This is a genomic window from Myroides marinus, from assembly GCF_900109075.1.
Lineage (GTDB): Bacteria > Bacteroidota > Bacteroidia > Flavobacteriales > Flavobacteriaceae > Flavobacterium > Flavobacterium marinum_A.
In genome coordinates this window covers 349,403-374,133 of sequence record NZ_FNYS01000001.1, presented here as the reverse complement: position 1 = coordinate 374,133, position 24,731 = coordinate 349,403, and the positions used below count along the sequence as shown (strand labels likewise).

The window sequence follows — 24,731 nt, the reverse complement described above, 5'->3', positions numbered from 1 at the left end:
ACTTATAGAAACAGTACATAAAAAAAGCGAGAATTAAATGACTTAATTCTCGCTTTTGTAAGTGGGGTTATGTTTGATCAGATGATCCTAGAAATTGTAGTTTAAGCTTAAGCTAAAGTTTCTACCTAATTTGTAAGATCTCACTAGAACGTCTTGAGTTAAGTTCTCTTGCATTCTTTCGATTTTTGGATCTAGTAAGTTTTTAGCATTTACTCCTATTCCGAAGTTTTTGTTGAACTTCAATTTAAAAGTGAAGTCTAACATACCGAATGCTTTATCTACTAAATCTCCACTTTGTTCTGTACCGATAGAATAAAGCTTATCAGAGAAATGAGCATAAGATAATGTTGCCATTAAGTTCTTTTCTCCCCATTCTTTGATGTACGATAAGTCAGCATTTAATAAGAAGTCAGATGCACCTGTGAAGCTTGAGTTTTCATGTGTAAAAGCAGAAGAGATATATTTATTTTCTCTTTTTACTTTTTCATTATCTAGCTTTTGGTAAGTCTTCATAATAGAAGCATTTAATCCTCCAGTAATCTTGTTCGTATTAACATCATCAAAACTGATTAAGTTTTTACGTAATTCAATCTCTAATCCTGCAGCATATCCATAATCACCTGTGTTTACATATCCGATATCATTAGATGAAGAAGCGGTTACAATTTCGTTGATTGGGTTTTTGATGTATTTACCAAAAACAGAAGCAGATACTACCTCGTCATTCGTAGGGAAAAACTCCCATTTTAAGTCAGCGTTATAATCATCAGAAGCATATAAATCTGGGTTACCAACCTTAATCTCTGTTACATCTTCGTAGATAAATCTAGCTCTCTCTTTGAATTGAGGTAAAGTATATGTTTTAGAAGCAGCGAAACGCAAGTTGTTTCTGTCATTAACTGCATACTTTAAGGACAAACTAGGTAAGAAAGCATTCTTTTCTAAAGTGTTAGATGTCTTTTCTGAATCTAACTGTGTTTGCCAAGTTACTTTTTGACTGATAGTTTCAAATCTAGCTCCAAAAGTAGCAGAGAATCTGTCTGAGAACTGATATTCTACATTAGCGAATCCAGAATGGATAGTCATATCACCGTCATACGTTTGTGGCAATAAAGCATCTGGAGTATTAGCTCCACCTCTAAACGTATATGTTTCGAAGTATCCATTGCTAAAGTTCTGTTGGTTAAAGAAATTATCTAAAGCATAAGGATTAATATCTTTATTGTAGTCAGCATTGATTTGGAACACATACTGAGTAGCTTTAAATTCTCTTTTCTTTTGGCGTAAGTTATACCCAACAGTTAATTTACCATTGTATAAGTTCTCACTGTTTTTACCGAATTTATAAGAAGCAGCGATATTAGCTCCCACTTCATTTTCGATTAAGTCTTCGAAGTATCTATTGTTATCAGATCTAGAGTTAGTCGAAAACTCGTAGCCATCCGAACCTTTTACTTTGTTTAAAGTGTACATCTGTCTGTCAGGAGTCTGAGCAGAGATGTTGTTAAGTGCTAATCCCCAGTTAAGATCTAATTGATCATTAAGCTTGTGATCTCCTAATAATTGGTTTACTAATAAACGATCTTGTTTATAGTTTTGTCTTGTCACTAAAGAGTTTTCGTAGTAATCTTTTCTATCAGTAATATCTCTGATATATCCAGTATATTCATCAAATTTCTCTTGAGAACCATTGATTAATAACACATTGTATTTAATGCTGTTTTTAGAGTTGATATTATAATCAGCATTTAACATTGCAGTAGTGTTCGTATTGTACTCATAAGACTTCATGTATAAGTCCTTAGTAAAGCTGTTTTGAGCTTGAGCAGTACGATTAACACCTTCTTTGAATTTATAGTTATTATCAAAAGACAATGTAGCGAATAAGTTTAAAGAAGATTCTTTTCCGAAGTAGAATGATTTACCACCATTTAATCCTAAGCTCATTCCATAAGGAGACTTGTTCTTAGTTTGTGTAGAGTTTTTAAAGCTAAAGCTATTTAAAGCGTTACTAGGTTGTTTTGTTTCTGAGAAACCTAAGAAGCTTCTATCAGATAAAGCTCTGAATTTATCTTCACCTACCGCATTTGAGTTAATATTAGAACCTACAGACACATTGAAGAATCCCTCACCGCTGTGTTTCTTAGAGATGATATCGATATTACCTCCAGCGAAGTCACCTGAATTTCTAGCGTTGTACGTTTTGTCGATAGAGATATACTCTACGATATCTGTAGAGAATAGGTTTAAGTCAATATTCTTTTTCTCAGGGTCATTAGACGCTAATGGCAGACCATTAAGAGAAGTACTATTATATCTGTCTCCTAATCCACGTACGAATATAGTTCCTGTACCCTCTTGTTTTGACACCCCAGTTGTCTTAGCTACAGCAGAGGCTACGTCGCTTACTCCTTTACGAGATAATTCTTGAGAACCGATTTGTTGTTTGATTTCACTAGAGCGTTGTTGTTCTATAAGCAGAGCAGACTCTCTAGATTTAGAACGCGTAGCTTCTACTACTACTCCTTCTAGTTCGATGTGCTCAGAAGCTAGAGCTACATTGATTGTTTTTGTTTCTTTTTTAGCTAGAGTAATTGTTTTTTCTTGAGTGATGTACCCCATGTATTGAAACTGTATTGTGTAAGTGCCAGCTTCGACAGAGATACTATAATTCCCATCTAGGTCAGTGTTAACTCCATTAGTAGAATTCTTAATTACCACAGTGGCATAAGCTAATGGGTCAAGTGTAGTCTCATCAGTTAATTTACCTTTGATTTCAGCTTTCTGTCCATAAAATGAGGCCGATACAAAAAGGAACATGATGATTAAATAATTTTTCATAGAATAAGTGTGTTGTATTATTGATGCAAAGAACCAAGTACAATGTATTCTAGATGTTATTCAAAGTTTAATTTTTTGTTTACTTTAGGTTACCAAATTGTTAATAGATTAAATAATTGTAAAGTGTATATTTACTTATGTATTAAATTTTATCTTTGAACAGTCAAAACACACAACTTAAACATGAAAAATTCTGAAATTAAAGTCCTTTTAGCAGACGATGAACAAGATATTATCGATATCATCGGATATAATTTGGAGCAAGAAGGATACCAACTATTCACTGCTAGCAATGGTAAACAGGCTGTAGAGTCTGCAGTTACTAATAAACCTCACCTTATTATTCTAGATGTTATGATGCCTGAGATGGATGGTATCGAGGCGTGTGAAGTAATAAGAAAAAAAGAAGGATTATCGAATAGCGTGATTACTTTCTTAACAGCACGTGGAGAAGACTATTCTCAAGTAGCAGGATTCGAAGCAGGAGCAGATGATTATATCACTAAACCTATCAAACCAAAAGTGTTAATGAGTAAAGTGAAAGCATTACTTAGAAGAGCACGTTTCTCTGATGAAACTAATGCAGATATTATCGAAGTAGGAGATATCAAGATTGATAGAGATGAATATAGAGTATTCGTTCGCAAAGAAGAGATACTTTTTCCACGCAAAGAATTCGAACTATTATATTTATTAGCTGCCAAACCTGGTAAAGTATTTACACGAGATGAAATCCTTGATGCTGTATGGGGTAATGAGGTAGTAGTAGGAGGAAGAACTATAGACGTTCACATTCGTAAGTTAAGAGAGAAGATAGGAGATAGCTATTTTAAAACAATAAAAGGAGTAGGATATAAATTCGACCACGAATAATAAATGGCTACAAAGTTTAAGAATTCTTATAAGTTCGCAGTAAAATCTTCTTTAGCGATTACGCTGATTAGTTTTATTGCTACATTTCCTATGGGTATATTTTACTTTAAGATACCAGTATGGATTTTACTAAGCAACCTTATTTTTTTATACACTATATCATTCTTTATTCTTCAGTATAGAGTAGAGCACTTTATCTACCGTCGTATCAAGAAGATTTATGACAATGTATCTCTGCTAGAGCACGCTGATCTTAGAAGTAAAGCGGTGACTACAGATATGCAAACCTTGACTGAAGAAATCCAAAAATTCGCTAAGAACAAGAAAATAGAGATTGAATCACTACAAGTTAGAGAGGAGTACAGACGTGAGTTTCTAGGCAACATCTCACATGAATTAAAGACTCCATTATTTACTATCCAGAGTTATTTAGAGACATTACAGGATGGGGCTATCGATGATCTGAAGGTAAGAGACAGATATATAGAGAGAGCGGCACAGAGTGTAGACCGCTTGATATATATAGTGAATGACTTAGACATGATCACTAAGTTAGAGTCTGGAGATTTGCACCTTAATATTGTTACCTTCGATATTGTAGAGACAATTAGACACGCATTTGACTTCCTAGATTATAAAGCGAAGAAGAGAAACATCTCTCTTATATTTGACCTTAATTATAATAAGCCTATCTATGTAGTAGGAGATAAAGAACGCATAGGACAGGTAATCACTAACCTTATTGATAACTCTATTAAGTATGGTAAGGAGAAAGGAACTACAGAGGTAAGTATAGAAGACCTAGTGAATAATAAATTGATTATCCGTGTTACAGATAATGGATTGGGGATTCAAAAGGAAAATGTATCTCGTCTATTTGAACGTTTTTATCGTATAGATAAGAGTGGCGCTCGTACAGTAGGTGGTTCAGGATTAGGTTTATCTATCGTGAAGCACATTGTAGAGGCACACGAAGAACATATTTATGTAGAAAGTAGCTTCGGTTATGGTTCTGAGTTTTCGTTTACTTTAGAGAAAGCATTAGTAGAACCATTAGATAATTAATTATCAACCAATCCCATAGTATATACTCAATGCGAAATTAAATAGGATAGTTTCACTATAATTACTTAATTTTGCCCAAATTTATAATGAAGTATATCACGTGGGAAGTAAAAATAAATTAAAGCGTTTTAGAGAGAACGAAACTTTTGATATTGTATATCAGCCGACTAGAGAAGATATGATAGGAGAATTACCACAAAAAGGTAATTGGAGAAAAGATGTGTTTAAGAATGACAATCCTATCGTTTTAGAACTTGGATGTGGAAAAGGAGAATACACAGTAGAACTAGCGAAGCGTTTTCCAGAGAAAAACTTTATCGGTATTGATATTAAAGGAGCACGTTTTTGGCGTGGTGCGAAGACGGCTGTAGAGTCAGGAATGACTAATGTGGCTTTCTTACGTACACAGATCGAACTTATCGAGTATGCTTTTGCATCAGGTGAGGTAAACGAAATATGGATTACTTTCCCAGACCCTCAGATTAAGTATAAGCGTACTAAACACCGCCTTACGAATAGCGAATTCTTAAAACGTTATAAGAACATTCTAGCTGCTGATGGAGTGATGAACCTAAAGACAGATAGCGAGTTTATGCACGGTTATACCTTAGGACTTCTACATGGAGAAGGACATGAAGTAATCTATGCTAATCACCATATCTATAAGAATGAAGGTGCACCTGCTGTAGTAACAGAGATCCAAACTTTTTACGAATCACAGTATTTAGAACAAAATAAACCTATAACTTACATTCAATTTAGAATTAAGTAGTATGGGAGTAGAAGTTATCACACTTTTATTTTTCGGTTTTGTAGCAGCTACCTTGGGAGTTTCTCTTCCAGGGCTGCTTAATATGACAGCTGTCAAAATATCTAAGGAACGAAGTAAGCGAGATGCTATTTCGTATACCTTTGGTGCTTTGACAGTTATTTTTATACAGACATTCGTCGCTATTTTTTTTGCTAAACTTATAGATTCTAGCCCAGGTATTACGGAAATACTACATGAGATAGGACTAGCTATATTCTCTATTCTAACCATCTATTTTTTCTTTTTTGCGAAGAAAAAAGAGAAGAAAAAAAAGAATAATTCAGGCAAAGAAACTTCACCTTTTATATATGGCTGTTTATTAGCAGCGATTAATGTATTCTTAATACCTTATTACGTATTCTTAAGTATTACATTAGCCTCTTATGACTATCCTATCTTCGAGATATTAAACACTACCTCATTTTCTTTAGGAGTAGTATTAGGCTCAGGGATGATGTTTTACATCTATGTAGCGTTGTTTAAGAAACCTTCGAGAGAGGATGCTTTTATTCTCCGCAATATTAACTATGTGATAGGATCTATCACAGGTATTATCTGTTTAATTACTATTTATAAACTGTTGTCATAATGGCTCTTCAGGATAACTTCTTTGAGAGAGTATACGCTGTAGTGAAGCAGATACCTGAAGGTAGGGTGACTACTTATGGGGCTATCGCTAGAGCTATAGGAGCAGCTCGTTCTGCTCGTATGGTAGGTTATGCTATGAATGCTTCTCATGACGACGATACTGTACCTGCTCATCGCGTGGTTAATCGCAATGGATTATTGACTGGTAAGTTTCACTTTGACGGAACTAATTTGATGCAACAACTCTTAGAGAATGAGGGAATAGAGGTTGTTGATAATAAAATAGTCAACTTTAAAGAGCTTCTTTGGGAACCTACAATTCAAGAAGGGGAGTAATTATCTATTTTCTTATTTTTTCAGTACTACATTTCTCAATTAGTAATATTTGTATCTCTTATTTGTTTTAGATACAGTTCATTTGTTGAATAAAGCTCAAATCTCTTTTTATTCTAAAAAAGTAGAGACTTTTTTTCTTTTTTTCTTCCTTTTTAGTTCTATTTAGTGCCCATTAAGCTCTTTTATAGGATCATTTTTTTTGATTTATACCTGTTTTCCTTTCTTTTTACCCTCTTTTTATAAAAAAGTAAACTGTTTTTTTCGTTTCATAGTGCGATTTTTAGTATTTAATGTATTGATAAATAGTCACTTGTGTTGTTGGTGTTTTGTTTCGGTAATAGCTTTATATGTACTCTTATGCTAGTAAGTATGGGCATTGCATTAGGTTTGTTCGACAATTCAAGGACAATACTTAGAGATTAGTTGGTAAAAGTGGTGTTTTGTCGAAGGAATCTCCTTGTATACTCCTCTCATTGTCCTTTATAGTGGTATGTATACTTCTATAGTCGATTACTATTGAGGCTTTTAGTTTTTATTAAGGAGAGCTTGTTTCGTGTTTTATAAAATAGATCATAACTATATTGGTATATTTACTTATTAAATTAATGGAATGAAAGAAGCGAAGCTATACTATTACGGGGCTAGCATGGGGAGAAGTACACTTATAGTCGGAAGTATAAGTGTAATTATGGGCTTATTACTGAGTTATTTTATCCTTAGAGATGTTTCGCTTAGTATTGAGTTGTTAATAGAGTTTTGGCAGATGTCGTTACTTCTATTGCTATTTATCGGCATGGGCATTAAATTAATTTATTCAGGGAGTATTCTGTTTAAGAAATATAAAAACAAGGTTGTATTACTTCGGTTGACACCTGACAGTATAATAAATTATGAACGCAATATTATCCTAAAGTGGATTGATATTGAAGATATAGTCTATATTGGATTTCGCAATAAACACGGTATAGGTGTTAAGATGATTAATGAAGAAATGTTGTTTAATCAGCTTCCTATACATAAGAGAGTATTTTATCGCATTTTTGGACTTGGATTATTAGATGTTCTTTCTGGTGAATATATTGAAGGAAACGGAAAATTGGTACAACAAGAAATAAAGGATTACCACGAGCAGACTAAATAAGCACCGTGTTAGTAGTTGTTTTTGATGTCAGAAAAGTATGTTTTTGTTTGTCCTATTATCTGTGTTTGTGATCGGAATGTATAGTTGTAATGAGAAAGGAAAAGCGAAAAAAGTGTACACCACTGACAATTTAATTGGAACAAGGGAGCTCGCTTGGACGAAGACTTACGACAGAGAAGTGAAATTCCTTGAAGATATTGTGCCTACAGATGATTATGAGTGTAGAGGAAGGAATGCTTATTACGAGTTTAAGCGATGAGGAATTAGTAGTTATGACTACACTACCTAACCCTGTTGAGGAGAACAAAATACAGTTAAGTATGTAGGATTAGGGTATAAGAGAGTGAAGTAGATTGCTTTTATGATAATGTGTCTGTACATTGATGTTTATTGAATATATGTGGTGTTAATTATATATGTTTTTTGTTAATAGACTTGTTTTGAATAAAATACATTAACTTTAATGTTAAAAAAACAGATGATTATGGAAGAAAAGAATTATAGAATCTACGGACAAACTTTTAAAGAAGAGCTGTTGATCAACTTTATTGGTTTAGCTATAGGTATAGTAGCTTTTATTGTTTTCTGTTTATTGTTTGGCGGTTTTGCTAAGACAATTGATAAGTTGGATGAAATGTTCATATTCTTTGCCGTTGCTTTGACTATTGGAGGATTGGTACTTAGCTATTACTTATTTAAGAAGAAGTATTGCGACTTTTGGGAAGTGAGTATTATGGGAGATAATTTGAGGATAAGTTATAAAGATCGTGTGATAAATTTGTCTCCTAGTGAGATTCGTAGAGTTAAATTAGTAGGTAATACTATGATTAGAGATATAGCGATAAGTGCTGGTGATAAATCAGTAAGGATTAGGCTGGGATTCTTTAGAGATAAAAAAGGAGTAGCACATAAGATAGAGGTGATGAAAGGGGCTTATAATCTGATGTTGGATTTATGCACTTTTTTTGAAGAGCATAACTTTAATAAGAGAGATAAGAAAAAATCTTTTCATCAAGCTGATGTAATGTTTATTGTTTATACCAATAAATAGAATTGATGATTTTGTAGTAAAGAGGAGTATTTAATAATATAAAGACGTCGATATGGCTATAAAGAAGATAGTATATTACAGCTTAGGTAAGATTATTAAGCTATTGCTAGCTAGTATCGTGTTTCTGTGGATAGGAGGATATTTTGACTATACCTTTTTTATTAAAGGAGATACTCCTTGGTCTGAGATAAGAAAGAGTGTGCCCTTACTGTTTGTTTTTATTTTTCTCAATATGTTTACTGTATATGGGGTTCTTTATCTAGTCGAATCCATTAAGGCGTTGAGTAGATATTTAGGAAATCATGCTTTGGCAGAAATAGATGATGTGAGATGTGTGAATGAGACATACGGTGTACTAGTAAAGTGGGAGGATATAAAGAGCCTTAGAATCGCTTATTCTTCAATGACTAAATCAGAAGAGATTAGAATTGTATTATTTGAACCTCATGATAATAGGACCAAACTATCTTTAATGTTAAAGATGGTTATTAATTTGTTCAGTAGAGATAATAGTGTGTTTCTCGATAATAGATTTATATCTAAGAATGAGTTAAGGGCAGTGTATGCTTTTATGATTAATATTGCAAAAGAAAAAGGTGCGTCTGTACTCTGATGTCAGTTGTGTTATGGGTGTAAAGTATTACACCTGTACTATCTATAGTTTGACACGCAAGGTATTGCGTCTGTACTTTGATGTTAATTGCCGATATACTGTAAACTGTTAACCAATCTAATACATTGGAAAGTTAAGACTGAACACAGTCTTGTCTTCTCGTCTGTGGTATGTCAGATATCCGTTATGCATCTCCACGATGTTCTTAGATAAGGGTAGTCCAATACCTGCACCTTCTTCTCGAGTGGTGTAAAATGGGATAAATATCTTTTCTTTAATCTCAGGTAAGATACCAGCTCCACTATCTTCTACATCTATACAGATACGGTTATTCTTTTCGTATAGATTGATATTAATCTCTCTTATTTCTTGTTTAGCAGTAGCGTGTATTGCATTAGTCAGTAGATTGATAAATACCTGTTCCATTTGTTTAGCATCCCATTCTACAGTAGTCTGTAGAGAGAAATCTGTGTGCACAGTGATTTTGTTCTGTTTAAAGAGAGGCATTAATGTCTCCACGCTTAACTGAAGTATGCGCTCTGGGGCTACTACCTGTTTTTTAGGAGAAGCTAACATAGTCAGTTTTCTATAGTTGTCTATAAACTGCTGTAAGTGATCTGTACGATTAACGATGGTGTTAATACTAAGTTTAATATCATCGATATCTTCTTCTGACAGGTGTTCTTCTTCCTCTAGGATTTGTTGTGTATTATGAGCTAGAGAGTGGATAGGAGTTAGAGAATTCATAATCTCGTGAGAGATAATCTTCATTAGATTTTCCCAAGTATCCTTTTCTTTTTTGTCTAATACCTTCTGTATAGAGTCTAGCAGTACAATGAAGTACTCTTGATTTTGACTAATGGTGTTAGAAGTCTGAAGGATGAAAGTCTGTTTCTCTTCCTCTTCTATCTTGATATCTATAGATTCTTTTGACTCTTTAAAGTTTAGTACCTCTAGATGGTGTGTCAGAGAAGGTAATAAGCGTTCTAGGTTCGTCCAAGACTTGATCTTAGGAATGTCAAATAGCCCGGAGAAATAATCATTGATAAAGAATATCTCCCATGTAGTGCCTTTCTTCTCTAAGATCAGAATACCAGTCTCTATATTGTTTAAGATATTGAGATATACGAGTTCTCGTATTTCGTTTTGTTGTTGTTGTGTCTGTAGTTTTTGGTATAGGCGTTGTAAGTTATTCATTGTCTCATTGGCCTGTACCTTAGTTGTTTTTAGAGAGTAATCATCATACATCATCGCTAATACGATGCGGTCAATAGCCGAATAATGAGCCTTCTGAAAAAAGTATAACTCAAAGAATAAAGCCACAACTAATAAACACACTAACAGAAACGAGTACGTTAACTCATGTTTTATTAAGTACATCGCTAGTAATCCTAATGCAAGGATAACTAAAATGCGCAGAAAGGCTTTAAAGTGAAATGATTGCATCTGATATAACTTAGTTTTTAATATTGTATTTTTCTAATCTTCTGTATAGTGCAGCTCTAGATAGTCCTAGCTCTTCTGCAGTTTGAGAGATATTACCATCGTATTTCTCTAATGCTTTTAGGATAGAGTTGCGCTCCATGTCTTGTAGTGTATTCTCCTCAGTAACATTGTCATTAATCATCGTTGGAGATATTCCGAAGTCACTCAGGTTTAGCTCATCTTCTTCTGTTAGAATTAGTGCACGTTCTACTCTATTTTGCATCTCACGTATATTACCCTTCCAGTCATAACACGTTAATGATTGTTGGGTAGACGAACTGATAGTAGGAGCAGAGCGCTCATACTTATCTGCATACTCTTCGATAAAGAAATGTAATAGAGGTAAGATATCTTCTTGACGTTCTCTAAGTGGAGGTAGCTGTAATGTCACTGTGTTGATACGGTAGTAAAGGTCTTCTCTAAATAGCTTATCGTTTACCTCTTGTTCTATATTAGCGTTAGTCGCAGTGATAATACGGATATCCACAGGACGTGACTTAGATTCTCCTAATCGGATAACACTTTTAGATTGGATCACCTGTAGCAACTTCGCCTGTAGATGAAGTGGTACATTACCTATCTCGTCTAAGAATATAGTTCCACCATTAGCAGCTTCGAAGCGACCTTCTGTATCTTGTTTTGCATCAGTAAATGCTCCTTTGGCATAACCGAATAACTCACTTTCAAATAAATTCTCGTTAAGAGACCCTAAGTCTACATGTATAAACGGTTGGTCTTTTCGAGGAGAGTTGTCATGGATATGTTTAGCTAATACATATTTACCTGTACCATTCTCTCCTAGGATTAATGCGTTTACATCAGTCTTAGCTACGCGGCTTGCCATCGTATATACCTTCTGTATGCTAGGAGCCTGACCGATGAATACATTGTCTTCTTTCTGTGGTCTGTCAGCTACAGTTTCTTTTTTACGAAGTTGTTTGACTACGCCTTTTACTGTTTCGATAAGGGATTCATTATTCCATGGCTTTAGGATATAGTCTACGGCTCCGAGTTTGATACCCTCTACAGCAGTCTCTACATTACCATACGAGGTCATTAAGATGATTTGTGTATTAGGAGATATCTTTTTGATCTCTTTAAACCAGAATATACCTTCTTTACCATCCTCAAAACCTACTCGGAAGTTCATGTCTAAAATAATAACATCTACTTCCTGTTGAGAAAGTATTTCAGCTAACTTTTTTGGGTTATTATTCGTAAATATGTTTTCGAAGTGTCTTTTTAGAAGCATTTTTGCAGCAATAAGTACTTCAGAATTGTCGTCTAATACAAGAATGGTAGCGTTAGTTTTTCTCATTGTGTAAGGGTTTATTTCAAAAGCGAACGATTTAGTGTCCGAAACTGAACAGTTATTTTTATAGCAGATTATTAAGTTGTTGATTTGTAGATGGTAATGTGTTTATTAATGATTGGCACATTATTGTTATTCTATCTATAAAACAGTCAGTAATGGATCGTACTATACCTCGTAAAAATAGAAAAAAAGTTAAGATAATACTCATATCAGTAGGTATTATCGCTTTGGGCTTCATTAGTTATTTTACCTTTTTTCAGAATATTGCTTTAAATGTTTCGAAGAAAGAGATTAGAATTAGAGCTGTTGAAGAGAACTATTTTGAAGAGTATATTTCATTTCAGTCTCAGGTAGAGCCACTGCATTCTCTATTAGTAAATATTACAGAAGGAGGAGCGGTATTAGAGCGATTAGTAGAGAATGGTAGTATAGTAGAGAAAGGGCAACCGCTAGTAAGACTTTATAATCCGAGTACTGAGTTTAGCTTTATGTCACAAGAAGCTTCTTTGATAGAACAAATGAATAATTTGAACGTGAATAAGATGAATATTCGCAATCAAGAACTAAATTTAACGAAGGATTTGATTAGTATAGAATACGACTATAAGAATGCAGAGTTACAATACGATCTAAATAAGAAGTTACACGATCAAGAGATATTATCAGAGAGTGATTGGAACAAGACGAAAGAGGCTTTAGCTTATCAAAAAAAGAGAAAAGCATTGATGGAAGAGAGTATCCAAAAGGAAAAACAGAGCAATGCTTTACAAGTGAAACAAATAGATCAGTCGCTAGCTGTAATCAACAGAAGCCTTGAACAACTGAGAGAGAACAAGCAAAACTTCTTACTTAAAGCTCCTGTGTCTGGCCGATTGTCTTCTTTTGAGGCAATATTAGGTAAGACGTATAATGCTGGAGAGAGTATCGGTAAGCTAGATGTGATGGAGGGATATAAGTTAGTCGCTCAGGTAGATGAGTTTTATCTAGATAAGATCTTACTAAAGCAAAGAGGACAGATCGATATGAAAGGAAAAATAGTGAATGTAGAAGTAATCAAAGTTTTGCCAGAGGTAAAGAGTGGAAGATTTGAAGTGCACTTAGCCTTTGATACAGAGGAAGAGTTAAAACTACAAGAAGGAACTACATACGGTGTGAAGTTGTTCTTATCAGGTAAAGAGAAAGCATTACTACTGCCTAAAGGAAACTTCTACCAAGATACTAAAGGAGAATGGGTGTATGTAGTGAAGAATAATAAAGCAGTAAGAAGAAATGTAGAAATAGGACGTGAGAACCCAGCTTACTATGAGATTATCTCAGGATTAGAAGTAGGAGAACAGGTGATCGTGTCGAGTTATAAAGATTATTTAAGAGTAGAACATTTAAACATAGAGGAATAATTATGGTAATAGCAATCAATCAAATGTCTCGTGTGTTTCAGACAGAGGAAATAGAGACAACGGCTTTAAATCAAGTTTCGTTAAATGTGAAGAAAGGAGAGTTTATTTCAGTGATGGGGCCTTCAGGATGTGGAAAGTCCACATTACTTAATATCATCGGACTGCTAGATAATGCTAGTAGTGGTAGTTACCTATTATTAGAGAAAGAGATGGTAGGGCTAACGGAGAGTCAACGTGCACAAATTAGAAAAGAAAATATCGGATTTATCTTCCAGAACTTTAATCTTATAGATGAGTTGTCAGTATATGATAATATAGAATTGCCTCTTATCTATAACAAAGTGCCAAGTAGCGAACGCAAAAAGCGTGTGATGGAAATCGCAGAACGATTAAATATCGTACACAGACTGAAACATTATCCACAACAACTATCAGGAGGGCAACAACAACGTGTAGCTGTAGGGCGTGCGTTAGTGACTAATCCTAAGATTATCTTAGCCGATGAGCCTACTGGTAACTTAGATAGTAAGAATGGAAATGAAGTAATGGAATTATTAACAGAACTGCATCAACAAGGAGCTACGATTATTATGGTGACTCACTCGAATCACGATGCATCGTACTCAGAACGCACGATATTAATGAAGGATGGTATGATCTTATCAGAGAAGATAAATACTAAAATCGTGGATGTTTTTGCAGAATAAAAACACAAAATTATGATACGCTTTTTAATAACATTAGTGGCTGCATTATTGTCTTTTATCTTACATGCACAAGACAAGCAATCAGTATTTATCTCTGGTAATGTACAGAGTATAGAGGCGTCTGCACAACTTATCGTAAATATAGATGCTAGTAAGGACTCTAATACAGTGGAGATTACTACAGAGAAAGATGGTATTGCTGAATTTGTACAAATCAGACAATCTGGGAGTAAGTTGATAGTTGACTTAAAATCACTGAATAGAGGTATAAGAAATTTAGGAAAAATCACAGTGAATGTATCTCAAAAAGGAATACTAAATTACTACGCAAGTGCAATGGGAAAAATAGTTGTGACAGGGCGAGTGACAGGTGAGGTAGCTAAGATTAATGTTGATGGTAGAGGATCTGTAAATGCTAATTTCTCTGTGACAGCGATAAATATCAATGTGGACTCAGCATCTAAATATGTAGGTAACGTAACAGCGAAGACGATGAAGGCTAATGTTGACTCTGCAGGTAGAGTAGAGGTGACAGGAGATGTAGAATCTTTAGTGGTCAATGTAGATAGCGCAGGATCATTTGCAGGGAAAGGATTAAAAGCAAAGAATGTAAAAGCAGAGGTTGACTCTATGGGTAAAGCAGAGGTATATCCGACAGAGAGTTTAAATGCTTATGCAGATTCAATGGGTAAAGTGGTGTACTATAACACACCGAAAGAATTAAAGAAATACACAGACTCAATGGGTTCTGTAAAGTCAGGTAATTAGTAGTATGCTAAAGAATTGGTTTAAAATATATATCAAAAATATCAGTAGCTCTAAGTTGTTCTTTTTGTGGAACATCATAGGGTTGGCTATAGGTATGGCTTCTGTGATCTTAGCAGTGACTTACTATAAGAGTGAGTATAGCTATAACAGATGGATACCAGAGGTAGATGAGATGTATGAGTTAAACCTAGAGATGGGTAAACAGGCCAATTCTATATTTATTCCTGCAGGAGTTGGCCCTTACTTAGTGGAGAATAAGCTAGCAGATGAATATTGCTACTACGCCTTAGAATATTTAGACTTCTATGGTGAAAGTAAGACAACACAAGGAATCGTAAATAAGATACTGAATACACAGGAAACGTTCTTTCAATTCTTTGCTTTTGATTTTAAGTATGGAGATAAAGAGAAGCTTTTCGTAAATGATTATTCGATTGCGATATCTTCTTCTTTGGCTACTCGTTTTTTTGGAGATAAGAATCCAGTAGGTGATACACTATCACTAGCTCACCAGAGATATGTGATTAGCGGGGTATACGAACTAGATAAGCGCGCTACGATTATGCCAGATGTAGTACTGGCTAATATAGAGTATGATACGGAAGATAGTAGTGAGCTATGGCAAGAAAACGTAGGAGGCTTAGTATTTAAAAAGAATAAAGGAACACTTCAGTTAGATGTCTTAAGACAGTTAGAGGAGGTTTATTACACAAAGAAAAAGCGCAATAAGTTCTTTGAAGACAAAGGAGATGAGGTAATCTCTAGATTAGTGCCTTTAGCAGAAGCGCGCTTTGAGTCTAAGCAAACTTCTTTATTAGAAGGGAATACGAAGAAAGATACTATAGGACTGATTACAGGGTGTTCGTTCTTGATATTCCTGTTAACTGTGGTGAATTATATCAGTCTTAACCAGGCTAACGTATTGAGTAGAGCGAAGGAGTTTACACTGAGACGTATAATAGGTGCTTCTAGAGTGCAATTGGTTCTACAGCTTCTATTTGAGACAGTGCTAAACGTATTGATAGCATTGAGTATTGCCTTGGTTTTAGTAGAATTGAGTTTGCCGATTTACAATAGCTTCTTACACCAGAGACTTGTATTCTCGTGGGGAGCAATGAGTACTGTTATTCTATTAGTTGTAGGGTGTATTATCTGTGTGGGTGGATTACTGCCAGCTCTTTTTGCTAGTGTTATCTCTAGACAAAATACAAAAGGAGGACAGGTGCAACTTAGCACTAAGATATCTAAGTGGAGGATGGCTTTTGTAGGGGTGCAGTTAGTGATTGCTTTCTTCTTTTTGATCGCGGGTTGGCTAGTATATAACCAGGTAGATTATATGCAGAATAAGGAACTTGGGTTTAAAGGGGAGAATGTATATCAAGTCAAATTATATACTCAGCAGATTAGACGTAAGCTGTATAGAACACCGAAGATAGTAGAACAGATAGAGCAAATAAAAGGTATAGAGCGTGTAGGTCTATCGACTATCTCCTTTAAAGGAAATAGTATAAATACAAATCACACAGCATATTATAAGCAGCAGAAGATTACTGACTTTATTATGGATGGTGTAGATGAATCTTATATCTCTATGATGGGGTTCAATATCCTTGCATCTAAAGACGATATAGATGCTGACTTACCTACGATATATGTCAATAAAAAGTTTGTAGATCAACTAGGTAAAAATGTTGAAGATATAGTAGGAGAGGTTATCGCTTATGATGGGAGTACATTTATTATTAAGGGAGTTTTAGACGATTTTAATAGAGATGGTTTTGAAGAGAGTGTTAAGCCAATGCTTTTGTTTCACTGGAGAGATGTAGAGTTTTTGCCATACGGTATAGAGTCTCTATCTGTGCAGATAGATCCAAAGGTAAAGGAAGAAACATTGGAGAGATTACAGGCTTTCTGGATAGTAAATGTGGATTACGAATATCCATTTGAGGTAATAGGAGCAAAACAACAATTTGCTCAGACCTATCAGAAGACTTTATCGCAACGCAATATGTTTATGTTGTGGAACGGAGCTGTAGTATTAATCGCCTTGTTTGGGTTATATGCAGTGATGTCTTTTGCGGTAGAACAGCGCCTTAAAGAAATTGTTATCAGAAAGGTATTAGGAGCAAGTAATAAAGAGTTGTTCGTCAATCTGATTAGACCATTTATTGTGACTACTATATTGGCTTATTTGGTAGTTATCTATCCGATCTATTGGTTGATGAATAAGTGGTTAGAGAAGTTTATAGATCACACGGGTATAACTGTGTTTCCCTTTGTGTTGTCTTTTGTCGTTTTGACAGGATTGGTATTTACAGTATTAGTAAACAAGATGTATAAGGCAGTACAAATCAATATTATTAATTATATCAAATACGAATAAAAATGCTTAAGAACTGGCTGAAAATATATTGGTACAATGCGATGAAACACAAGATGTACTTCTTGTTGACTGTAGTAGGATTGGCTATAGGTATTGCATCAGTTGTGTTGGCATCATTATATTACTTAGAAGAGTCTAGCTATGATCAATGGAATCCGAATAAGGATGAGGTGTATATAGTTGAGACTGTTGCTCCGAACTTTTCGATGACTGATCAGTTTCGCCCTATGGGAAGATATTTAAAGGATAATTATAAAGAACTAGATGATTATATGTACTATGGATATAATGGTTCTTTAGATTTTATTTATAATGAGAAAAAAGTAGATGCTGTAAAAGAGATTTACGCTGTACAAGATAACTACTTTGAATTTTTTCCATTTGAGTTTGTGTATGGCAATGCTGAAAAAGCATTGGTTAATCCTAATGATGTAGCCATAGATATTAAAATATCTGAAGCATTGTTCGGGGAAGGAGTAAACCCAATAGGTAAGATAATAGAAGCTATTGATCCTGAATATGATGAAAAGGGTAATACCAAATTTGTTATTTCAGGTGTATATAAAATAGGGGATCTACGCAGTTCTTTTGCTCCTAATGCAGTTATGAATAATTTATCTATAAAGCCTAGTGATAGTGATGACTGGGGGAGTTTTGGATTAATTCTATGTGTGAAGACTAAACATCCTGATAAAATTAAAAAAGCTATAGAGGAACTTAGGGATAAATACGTTGCTATTCCTAATGCAGAGAAAGATGGTCTAACATTAGAACAATATAAAGAAGAAGAGCCTTTTAAATACTATACGGGAGATATTGTATTAAATAAACTTGCAGATTCTCGTATGCTACCGAATAAAAGGTTGTTCCCAGTGGGTAGTGCCAATGTACAAATGATAAATATTAGTATTTTTTTATCTATTACGATACTCTTGCTTTCTATTTTTAATTATGTCAATCTATCATTAACGCAAGTAGTGAGTAGAGGAAAAGAAATAGGAATGAGAAGAGTAGTTGGTGCAGGTAAGAAAAATTTTTATCAACAGAATATTTTTGAAACTGCTATTGTAGTTATTATTTCTCTGGTATTAGCTATTTGTATTATTGAACTCATTCTACCTTATATTAATGCGTATTTAGAGACGAATATCACATTTTCGTTTATAAATGATTTAGCTGTTCTTATCGTTATTGCTGCTTTAATGATTCTGATGTGTGGTAGTATCCCTGCTTTTCTTGTTTCAAGATTTGAGACTGTCAAACTATTAAAAGGAAATATAATAGGGACTAAAGGAGGTAAATGGCTTAGTAATGGATTTTTAGTTCTTCAATTTACAATAGCTTGTTTCTTTATTATTGGTTCTATCATCGTAAATGAACAAGTAAACTATATGCTCAATAAAAGTCTTGGTTTTAAAGGAGATCAAGTTATTAATATAGAGTTTCTAAGTAGTAGTAAGTATACAGGAAAGCGTGCTATTAAGTATGCAAGCTTTAAATCAGAACTAGAGAAAATAGCAGGAGTAGAGTTAGTATCTACTAGTAATGTAAGTTTCGTAGGTAATCGAGGAGGTGTATTTGGTACTTATCATAATAATGGAATTGAGAATGTGATGATTAATAATGCTATGATAGACTATAATTTCTTTGATGTATTAGAGATTAAATTAAAAGAAGGGAGGATGCTATCTGCTAAATTATCTTCAGATAGTTTAGATAATGTACTGGTGAATGAGACTTTTGTTCGTACAATGAATTTAGCTAAACCTCTTGATACTCCAATAGAACTTCTCGGCAAGAAGAAAACAATAGTAGGAATAATTAAAGACTTTAATGTTGAGGGACTTGAAGAGAAAATATTGCCATTTGTATATTCTTATATGCCTGAGACTAAGCATAGCTATGGAATGTATTCTGTTATATACATAAAGGTTTCCCCAGAATATTTTAGCAAGACTATTGTAGATATCGAAAAGCTGTGGAAGAAATATAATATAGAAGAAAGAGATGTGTTTAAATACAAATTTGTAGATAAGCAATTCGCAGAGACCTTTAATAAGGTACAGATGGAGAAGAGGATATTTAATATTCTAAGTATTGTAGTTGTATTCATTGCTCTATTTGGATTGTTTGCAGTATCGTCTTTCACAATAGGAACGAAGTTAAAAGAAGTAGCTATCCGCAAGGTATTGGGAGCAAATACTTTTGGATTGTTGAAGCTGTTGTCAATACAGTATTTTGTTTATTGTTTGATAGGCTTTGGTATTGCTGTGTTTCCGAGTTATTACTTTTTAAATAAATGGTTGACTAACTATGCTTATCGCATAGATATAGGATGGGATGTATATGTGTATAGTTTGTTGTTGATAGTGGTATTGACCTTATCAATAGTATTGAGTAGAGCATATAGAGCGACAAAAATAGATGTGTTGAAGTATATCAAATACGAATAGATATGTTAAAGAACTGGTTGAAAATATATTGGTACAATGCAAAGAGAAATAAGTTTTATTTCTTGTTGAATGTATTAGGGTTAGCGATAGGCCTATCTGCTGTGATTATCTCGTATTTGTATTATGCAGAAGAGAAGTCTTACGATAAGTGGCATCCTTATAGTGATCGTGTTTTTTCGATAGAGACTAAGTTTTCTGTAGCAGATAATGATAGCTGGGCTACATTGTCTTATCCTTATGGGGCGGCTTTAATGGATATCTCTGATGAGGTAGAGGACTATGCTTATTCAGACGGATATTATCAAGGAGGGATGTTATCTGTAAATGGGAAATATAAAAGCTTCGAAAGAGCTTGTTATAGTCAATCAGACTTCTTTAAAATATTTCCCTTTGAAATATTAAATGGAAATAAACAAAAGCCTTTTGATGGACCAGATCAGGTACTTATTAAAGATACTTATGTGGAGTACTTGTTTAATGATAAAGATCCTATAGGTCAAACAATTGAATTATGGGGAAAAGTATTTACTGTAAAAGGGATTTATAAGGGGGCAGAGACGCTAAGCTCTATGGATCCTAATATGGTGTTTAATAATTTAGATGAACGAGTAAAAGAAGCTATTGCTAGTAATGGTTGGGGGAATTATAGTTCTGCACTTTGGTTAAAATTAAAAACTCCTGAATCAAAAGGAATTGTTGAGAAACAATTATTAGATATCTATAACGAGAAAGTAATTGCTCCTGTGGCTAAAAGTAGAGGTATATCTGCAGCAGAATTTAAAAAAGAGAATGGGTATGAAGATTTGACGTTTTACTTACATAGTTTAAGTACACAACGATTAATGAAGGAGGCTTATAAGAATGCCACACCTGAAGGAATTGCAAATGTCAATAGAATTTATATTGCCTTAGGCCTATCTGTTATGATCATGTTATTGTCTGTATTTAATTATATCAATATAACTACTGTACAGGTAATGAATCGAGGTAAAGAGGTGGGGATGCGCAAGACATTAGGAGCTAGTAGAGGAGGAATGATGATGCAGAATTACTTTGAGTCAGGGCTTACAGTTTTGATATCTATTATAATTTCTTTTGTCATAGTAGAATATTCACTTCCTAGTCTTAGGGTATTCTTTAAAGCGAAACTCTTGTTTAATATTTTAGAGTATATACCTCAAGTGTTACTGTTCTTAGTGATGGTGGTATTCTTAGTAGGTACGATACCGGCATTGTATATCTCAAGTTTTAGAACGATAGAAGTATTAAAAGGAACGGTAAAACGAAGTAAGAAGGGGATATGGTTTAAGAATACATTATTGACTGTTCAGTTTGTAGTGGCATGTTTCTTTATTATAGGTTCTCTTATTGTTAATCAACAGGTAAACTATATGTTGAATAAAGATCTGGGGTATAAGGCAGATCAGATAGTGGGAGTGTCTTATAATCTTAAAAAAGATCTAAGAAAGAATACTTTGCCAATCTATCAACGATTAAAAGAAGATATTCTTAAGATAAATGGTGTCGAAGGAGCGAGTGCTTGGTCATTAGCTATGGGAGGTAAAAGCTATGCTTCTGTAGGATATTCTTATCAAGGTAATCAAATACAAGCAGGTGTGGCAGCAATGGATTATGACTTCTTCGATTTGTTTGATATTAAGTTAAAAGAGGGAAGAGCTTTATCTAGAGAATTCGCTTCAGATAGTATTAATAATGTATTGCTAAATGAGAAAGCTATTTCGATGATGGGACTTAAAGATCCTATAGGTAAAAGCTTTGATTGGAATGAGAATAAAGTAACGATAGTAGGGGTGGTAAAAGATTTTAATCTATTTGGGTTAAATGAGGATTACCGTCCAATGATATTCCTGTCTTTAGATTTAGAAGAGGGATGGGGGAGTAATATGAGTGAGATGTCGATTAAGATAAATGCAGAGAATGCAAAGGAGACAATGGATGCGATAGAACAAGTGTGGAAAAAACACGATATCTCTGACCTACCATTTACTTATGAATTCGTAGATAAGCGTTTTGCAAAGAGTTTTGACAAGACAATCCAAGAACGCAATGTATTTATGGTATTAAATGGGCTAGTGGTGTTTATCGCTTTGTTTGGATTGTTTAGTTTGGCTTCGTTTTCGATAAATTCTAGATTAAAAGAAGTAGCTATACGCAAAGTTTTAGGGGCAAGTGCAGAAAGTCTAATCAAGCAGTTGACAGCGCAGTATATTATTTATTGCTTGCTAGGTTTTGGATTGGCTGTATTTCCGAGTTATTACTTACTAAACAAGTGGCTTAGTGATTATGCGTTTAGGATAGAGATAGGGGTGTTACCTTTTATTATTTGCTTTCTGATTATAGTTGTTTTGACTTTGTTAATAGTATTTTCAAGGGCTTATAAAGCTACTAAGATTAATGTGTTGAAGTACATTAAATACGAATAGTATGATAAAGAACTGGTTGAAAATATATTGGTTTAATGTGCTGAAGAGTAAAGTGTATTTTATTCTTACACTGCTTAGTTTAGGTATTGGATTTGCGTCAGTTATTCTGTCTTTTGTACATTATAGAGAGGAGGCGTCTTATGATCAGGACAATCCTAATAAGGATATTATGTTCACAGTAGAATCTAAGATGAATGCCGATACGAGCTGGATGAAATTGCCCTATCCCTTCGGTGCAAAACTAAAAGAGGAGTCCTCTCATGTCATTGATTATACATACATGGATAATTATTATGAAGAAGATATTCTTTTTGTTAATGGGGAGAAAAAAGAGATAGAAGGAATAGTAGAAGTTAACTCTAATTTCTTTGAGTTCTTCCCTTTTGAGATTGTAAAAGGAGATAAGAAAAAACCATTTAGTGGACCGAATACTATAGTGGTAACTAATGAATATGCTAAGTTCTTATTCGGGGATAAAGAGCCTATAGGTCAGACTGTCGTTTATCAACAAAAACCTCATGTAGTTAGTGCTGTTTATAAACTGGGAAATGAACGAAACTCTGTGATGGCAAATGTATTAGTGAATACGATGGATAGGATGGAGCGTCAGTTTTTTGATGATTGGGGGAATTATAATTCCACAATTTGGTTAAAATTAGATAGTTCTAACTCTATAACAAGTGTAGAGAAGAAGATAAAAGATATCTTAGTTAGAAATGTATATACAGATTTAGCTAAAGATGCTGGAATGAGTTTAGAAGAATATGTGAAGAAGGAAGAAGGAGGGACTGTAGAAGAGTTTATGAATAGCGAGGAGAGGACTTTTAAATTACATGTCTTAGCGGATCAGAGGATGCAAAAAGATATATGGTTAAATGGGACTCCTGAAGGTGGAGCAAATGTAGGAAGGCTGTATATTATGATAGGATTATCTCTTTTGATCTTGATCTTATCAGTATTTAATTATATCAATCTAAGTACTGCACAGGCTATTAGTCGTACTCGTGAAATAGGAATTAGAAAAACACTTGGAGCAACAAGAGGTAATCTGATATTACAAGGATTATTTGAAGCATTAGTAACGTCAATGTTGGCATGTATAGTAGCATTAGTTATTATAGAGTTTGTAATACCTTGGTTAAAGGTGTTTTTAAATTCAAGAATGGAGATAGAGTTCACTTTTATACTGCCTTGGTTACTGCTTTTTATGGTTCTTATTGTATTGCTTGTAGGTACTATACCAGCCCTTTTTACTTCAAGTTTTAAAACATTAGAAGTACTAAAGGGAGAGGTAAATAAGAGTAAAAAAGGAAAGACGCTTAAGAACGTAATGCTAACGGTGCAGTTTACAGTTGCCTGTTTCTTTATGATTGGAAGTTATATTGTGTATCAGCAAGTGAATTATATGTTGAACAAAGACCTTGGTTTTAAAGGAGATCAAGTAATCTTAGTATCTTATTTTGTGAAAATTCCATATACAGAGAAGGTGAAAACATATTATTCTTTAAAAGAGGAGATTTTAAATATTGATGGAGTTGAAGAGGTATCAGGAGCTTCTATTATGATAGCGAGTAATAATGGTAGTTCAACAGGTTTTACTTACAATAGGAATAAGATACAGGGAATTAATGTGGGGATGGATTTTAACTATCTAGATGTGTTCGATATTAAAATGAAAGAAGGGAGAGTATTATCTCCAGACTATGCGACAGATACTATATCTAATATTATGATTAGTGAGCGTACAGCTTATGAGATGAAAGAACCTAATCCTGTTGGTAAAGTAATAGAATGGAATGGAGAGAAACTAACTGTCATAGGTGTTGTAAAGGACTTTAATCTTTATGGGTTAAAGGCAGATTATGCTCCTTTAATTTATTTTCATCTAAAGACGATTCCTTGGGTAGGAAATAATATGAGACAATTATCAATCAAAGTCAAAAGCAATGAAGTAGACAATGTCATGACTAAGATAGCTAAGATATGGGAGAGACGAGATTTATCAGATACGTCTTTTAGTTATGAGTTTGCAGATAAGCGTTTTGCAGAAACTTTTGAAGGGGTGAAGAAAGAGAGAGATGTATTTATGACACTGAATGCTGTGGTTGTGTTTGTTGCTCTTTTTGGTTTGTATAGCCTAGCTTCATTTAATATCAACAATAGATTGCGTGAAGTGGCTATCAGAAAAGTATTGGGGGCTAGTGCAGGAAGCCTTTTAAAACAGCTATCAATACAGTATTTCATAATGTGTGTGACAGGATTTGTTTTTGCTGTATTTCCAAGTTATTACTTCTTGAATAAATGGCTTAATGACTATGCTTTTAGAATAGAAATTAGTGCCTTGCCTTTTGTAGTTTGCTTTATTGGTATAGTGATATTAACAGGAGTAGTAGTGTTTATAAAAGCGTGGTCTGCAACTAAGATTAATGTGTTGAAGTATATTAAATACGAATAGATTAA

The 24,731-nt window shown here is 34.1% G+C and carries 18 protein-coding genes; 15 read left to right on the top strand and 3 right to left on the bottom strand.

The annotated features are described in order from the left end of the window. Positions 1 to 87: 87 nt before the first annotated feature. Positions 88 to 2,841, bottom strand: a complete 2,754-nt coding sequence (locus BMX53_RS01700) for a TonB-dependent receptor (RefSeq protein WP_063175129.1) — start codon at positions 2,839 to 2,841, stop codon at positions 88 to 90. Between the two features lie 183 nt (positions 2,842 to 3,024). Here BMX53_RS01700 and BMX53_RS01695 point away from each other — a divergent pair, with 183 nt between their 5' ends. The 8 genes from BMX53_RS01695 to BMX53_RS01655 all read left to right on the top strand — a co-directional run bounded on the left by BMX53_RS01695 (position 3,025) and on the right by BMX53_RS01655 (position 9,319). Next, positions 3,025 to 3,714 (top strand): response regulator, encoded by a 690-nt coding sequence (locus BMX53_RS01695; RefSeq protein WP_038985044.1) that lies wholly within the window; start codon positions 3,025 to 3,027, stop codon positions 3,712 to 3,714. Positions 3,715 to 3,717: 3 nt separating this feature from the next. Continuing rightward, complete coding sequence (locus tag BMX53_RS01690; protein ID WP_038985043.1) at positions 3,718 to 4,779, top strand: sensor histidine kinase; 1,062 nt, start codon at positions 3,718 to 3,720, stop codon at positions 4,777 to 4,779. A gap of 100 nt (positions 4,780 to 4,879) precedes the next feature. Further along, a complete protein-coding gene (gene trmB, locus BMX53_RS01685; protein WP_038985041.1) occupies positions 4,880 to 5,551 on the top strand; it encodes a tRNA (guanosine(46)-N7)-methyltransferase TrmB in 672 nt (223 codons plus the stop codon). A gap of 1 nt (position 5,552) precedes the next feature. Continuing rightward, positions 5,553 to 6,179 carry a hypothetical protein gene (locus tag BMX53_RS01680; protein ID WP_063175130.1) on the top strand — a complete coding sequence of 209 codons (627 nt, stop codon included), beginning with the start codon at positions 5,553 to 5,555 and terminating at the stop codon, positions 6,177 to 6,179. Continuing rightward, entirely contained in the window at positions 6,179 to 6,514 is a 336-nt protein-coding gene (locus BMX53_RS01675) for an MGMT family protein (RefSeq protein WP_063175131.1), read from the top strand. The genes BMX53_RS01680 and BMX53_RS01675 overlap by 1 nt, the downstream gene beginning before the upstream one ends. A 610-nt stretch (positions 6,515 to 7,124) precedes the next feature. Continuing rightward, positions 7,125 to 7,655: a hypothetical protein gene (locus BMX53_RS01670; RefSeq protein ID WP_063175132.1), complete on the top strand. Its 531-nt coding sequence runs from the start codon at positions 7,125 to 7,127 to the stop codon at positions 7,653 to 7,655. Between the two features lie 484 nt (positions 7,656 to 8,139). Continuing rightward, on the top strand, positions 8,140 to 8,706 hold the full coding sequence (locus BMX53_RS01660; protein ID WP_133145882.1) for a hypothetical protein: 567 nt from the start codon (positions 8,140 to 8,142) through the stop codon (positions 8,704 to 8,706). Positions 8,707 to 8,758: 52 nt separating this feature from the next. Further along, complete coding sequence (locus BMX53_RS01655; protein ID WP_063175135.1) at positions 8,759 to 9,319, top strand: hypothetical protein; 561 nt, start codon at positions 8,759 to 8,761, stop codon at positions 9,317 to 9,319. Positions 9,320 to 9,436: 117 nt separating this feature from the next. Here BMX53_RS01655 and BMX53_RS01650 read toward each other — a convergent pair whose 3' ends face one another. Together BMX53_RS01650 and BMX53_RS01645 are read right to left on the bottom strand one after the other, a co-directional pair. Next, positions 9,437 to 10,765 (bottom strand): sensor histidine kinase, encoded by a 1,329-nt coding sequence (locus BMX53_RS01650; protein WP_063175136.1) that lies wholly within the window; start codon positions 10,763 to 10,765, stop codon positions 9,437 to 9,439. A 10-nt stretch (positions 10,766 to 10,775) separates the two neighbouring features. Further along, a complete protein-coding gene (locus BMX53_RS01645; RefSeq protein WP_074744330.1) occupies positions 10,776 to 12,122 on the bottom strand; it encodes a sigma-54-dependent transcriptional regulator in 1,347 nt (448 codons plus the stop codon). A gap of 152 nt (positions 12,123 to 12,274) precedes the next feature. On the opposite strand from BMX53_RS01645, the gene BMX53_RS01640 reads away from it, so the two are divergent. The 7 genes from BMX53_RS01640 to BMX53_RS01610 are packed head-to-tail and all read left to right on the top strand — an operon-like array spanning position 12,275 to position 24,726. Continuing rightward, the gene (locus tag BMX53_RS01640; RefSeq protein WP_167357234.1) at positions 12,275 to 13,516 is read left to right on the top strand and encodes an efflux RND transporter periplasmic adaptor subunit; all 1,242 of its coding nucleotides are present in this window, start codon (positions 12,275 to 12,277) and stop codon (positions 13,514 to 13,516) included. Between the two features lie 23 nt (positions 13,517 to 13,539). Beyond that, a complete protein-coding gene (locus BMX53_RS01635; RefSeq protein ID WP_205627536.1) occupies positions 13,540 to 14,223 on the top strand; it encodes an ABC transporter ATP-binding protein in 684 nt (227 codons plus the stop codon). Between the two features lie 12 nt (positions 14,224 to 14,235). After that, positions 14,236 to 14,991: a GIN domain-containing protein gene (locus BMX53_RS01630; RefSeq protein ID WP_074744326.1), complete on the top strand. Its 756-nt coding sequence runs from the start codon at positions 14,236 to 14,238 to the stop codon at positions 14,989 to 14,991. Between the two features lie 4 nt (positions 14,992 to 14,995). After that, the gene (locus BMX53_RS01625; protein WP_074744325.1) at positions 14,996 to 17,374 is read left to right on the top strand and encodes an ABC transporter permease; all 2,379 of its coding nucleotides are present in this window, start codon (positions 14,996 to 14,998) and stop codon (positions 17,372 to 17,374) included. Between the two features lie 2 nt (positions 17,375 to 17,376). Beyond that, positions 17,377 to 19,827: an ABC transporter permease gene (locus BMX53_RS01620; RefSeq protein WP_074744322.1), complete on the top strand. Its 2,451-nt coding sequence runs from the start codon at positions 17,377 to 17,379 to the stop codon at positions 19,825 to 19,827. 2 nt (positions 19,828 to 19,829) lie between these two features. Beyond that, complete coding sequence (locus BMX53_RS01615; protein WP_074744320.1) at positions 19,830 to 22,271, top strand: ABC transporter permease; 2,442 nt, start codon at positions 19,830 to 19,832, stop codon at positions 22,269 to 22,271. A gap of 1 nt (position 22,272) precedes the next feature. Next, positions 22,273 to 24,726 carry an ABC transporter permease gene (locus BMX53_RS01610; RefSeq protein ID WP_074744318.1) on the top strand — a complete coding sequence of 818 codons (2,454 nt, stop codon included), beginning with the start codon at positions 22,273 to 22,275 and terminating at the stop codon, positions 24,724 to 24,726. Positions 24,727 to 24,731: the final 5 nt, after the last annotated feature.

What these genes read in the sequence shown, in the direction of transcription:
- BMX53_RS01640 (WP_167357234.1), top strand. Translation starts at nt 12,275, where the DNA reads ATGGATCGTACTATACCTCGTAAAAATAGAAAAAAAGTTAAGATAATA.
- BMX53_RS01660 (WP_133145882.1), top strand. Translation starts at nt 8,140, where the DNA reads ATGGAAGAAAAGAATTATAGAATCTACGGACAAACTTTTAAAGAAGAG.
- BMX53_RS01620 (WP_074744322.1), top strand. Translation starts at nt 17,377, where the DNA reads ATGCTTAAGAACTGGCTGAAAATATATTGGTACAATGCGATGAAACAC.
- BMX53_RS01645 (WP_074744330.1), bottom strand. Translation starts at nt 12,122, where the DNA reads ATGAGAAAAACTAACGCTACCATTCTTGTATTAGACGACAATTCTGAA.
- BMX53_RS01625 (WP_074744325.1), top strand. Translation starts at nt 14,996, where the DNA reads ATGCTAAAGAATTGGTTTAAAATATATATCAAAAATATCAGTAGCTCT.
- BMX53_RS01610 (WP_074744318.1), top strand. Translation starts at nt 22,273, where the DNA reads ATGATAAAGAACTGGTTGAAAATATATTGGTTTAATGTGCTGAAGAGT.
- BMX53_RS01695 (WP_038985044.1), top strand. Translation starts at nt 3,025, where the DNA reads ATGAAAAATTCTGAAATTAAAGTCCTTTTAGCAGACGATGAACAAGAT.
- BMX53_RS01655 (WP_063175135.1), top strand. Translation starts at nt 8,759, where the DNA reads ATGGCTATAAAGAAGATAGTATATTACAGCTTAGGTAAGATTATTAAG.
- BMX53_RS01615 (WP_074744320.1), top strand. Translation starts at nt 19,830, where the DNA reads ATGTTAAAGAACTGGTTGAAAATATATTGGTACAATGCAAAGAGAAAT.
- BMX53_RS01630 (WP_074744326.1), top strand. Translation starts at nt 14,236, where the DNA reads ATGATACGCTTTTTAATAACATTAGTGGCTGCATTATTGTCTTTTATC.
- BMX53_RS01680 (WP_063175130.1), top strand. Translation starts at nt 5,553, where the DNA reads ATGGGAGTAGAAGTTATCACACTTTTATTTTTCGGTTTTGTAGCAGCT.
- BMX53_RS01700 (WP_063175129.1), bottom strand. Translation starts at nt 2,841, where the DNA reads ATGAAAAATTATTTAATCATCATGTTCCTTTTTGTATCGGCCTCATTT.
- BMX53_RS01675 (WP_063175131.1), top strand. Translation starts at nt 6,179, where the DNA reads ATGGCTCTTCAGGATAACTTCTTTGAGAGAGTATACGCTGTAGTGAAG.
- BMX53_RS01650 (WP_063175136.1), bottom strand. Translation starts at nt 10,765, where the DNA reads ATGCAATCATTTCACTTTAAAGCCTTTCTGCGCATTTTAGTTATCCTT.
- BMX53_RS01670 (WP_063175132.1), top strand. Translation starts at nt 7,125, where the DNA reads ATGAAAGAAGCGAAGCTATACTATTACGGGGCTAGCATGGGGAGAAGT.
- BMX53_RS01690 (WP_038985043.1), top strand. Translation starts at nt 3,718, where the DNA reads ATGGCTACAAAGTTTAAGAATTCTTATAAGTTCGCAGTAAAATCTTCT.
- BMX53_RS01635 (WP_205627536.1), top strand. Translation starts at nt 13,540, where the DNA reads ATGTCTCGTGTGTTTCAGACAGAGGAAATAGAGACAACGGCTTTAAAT.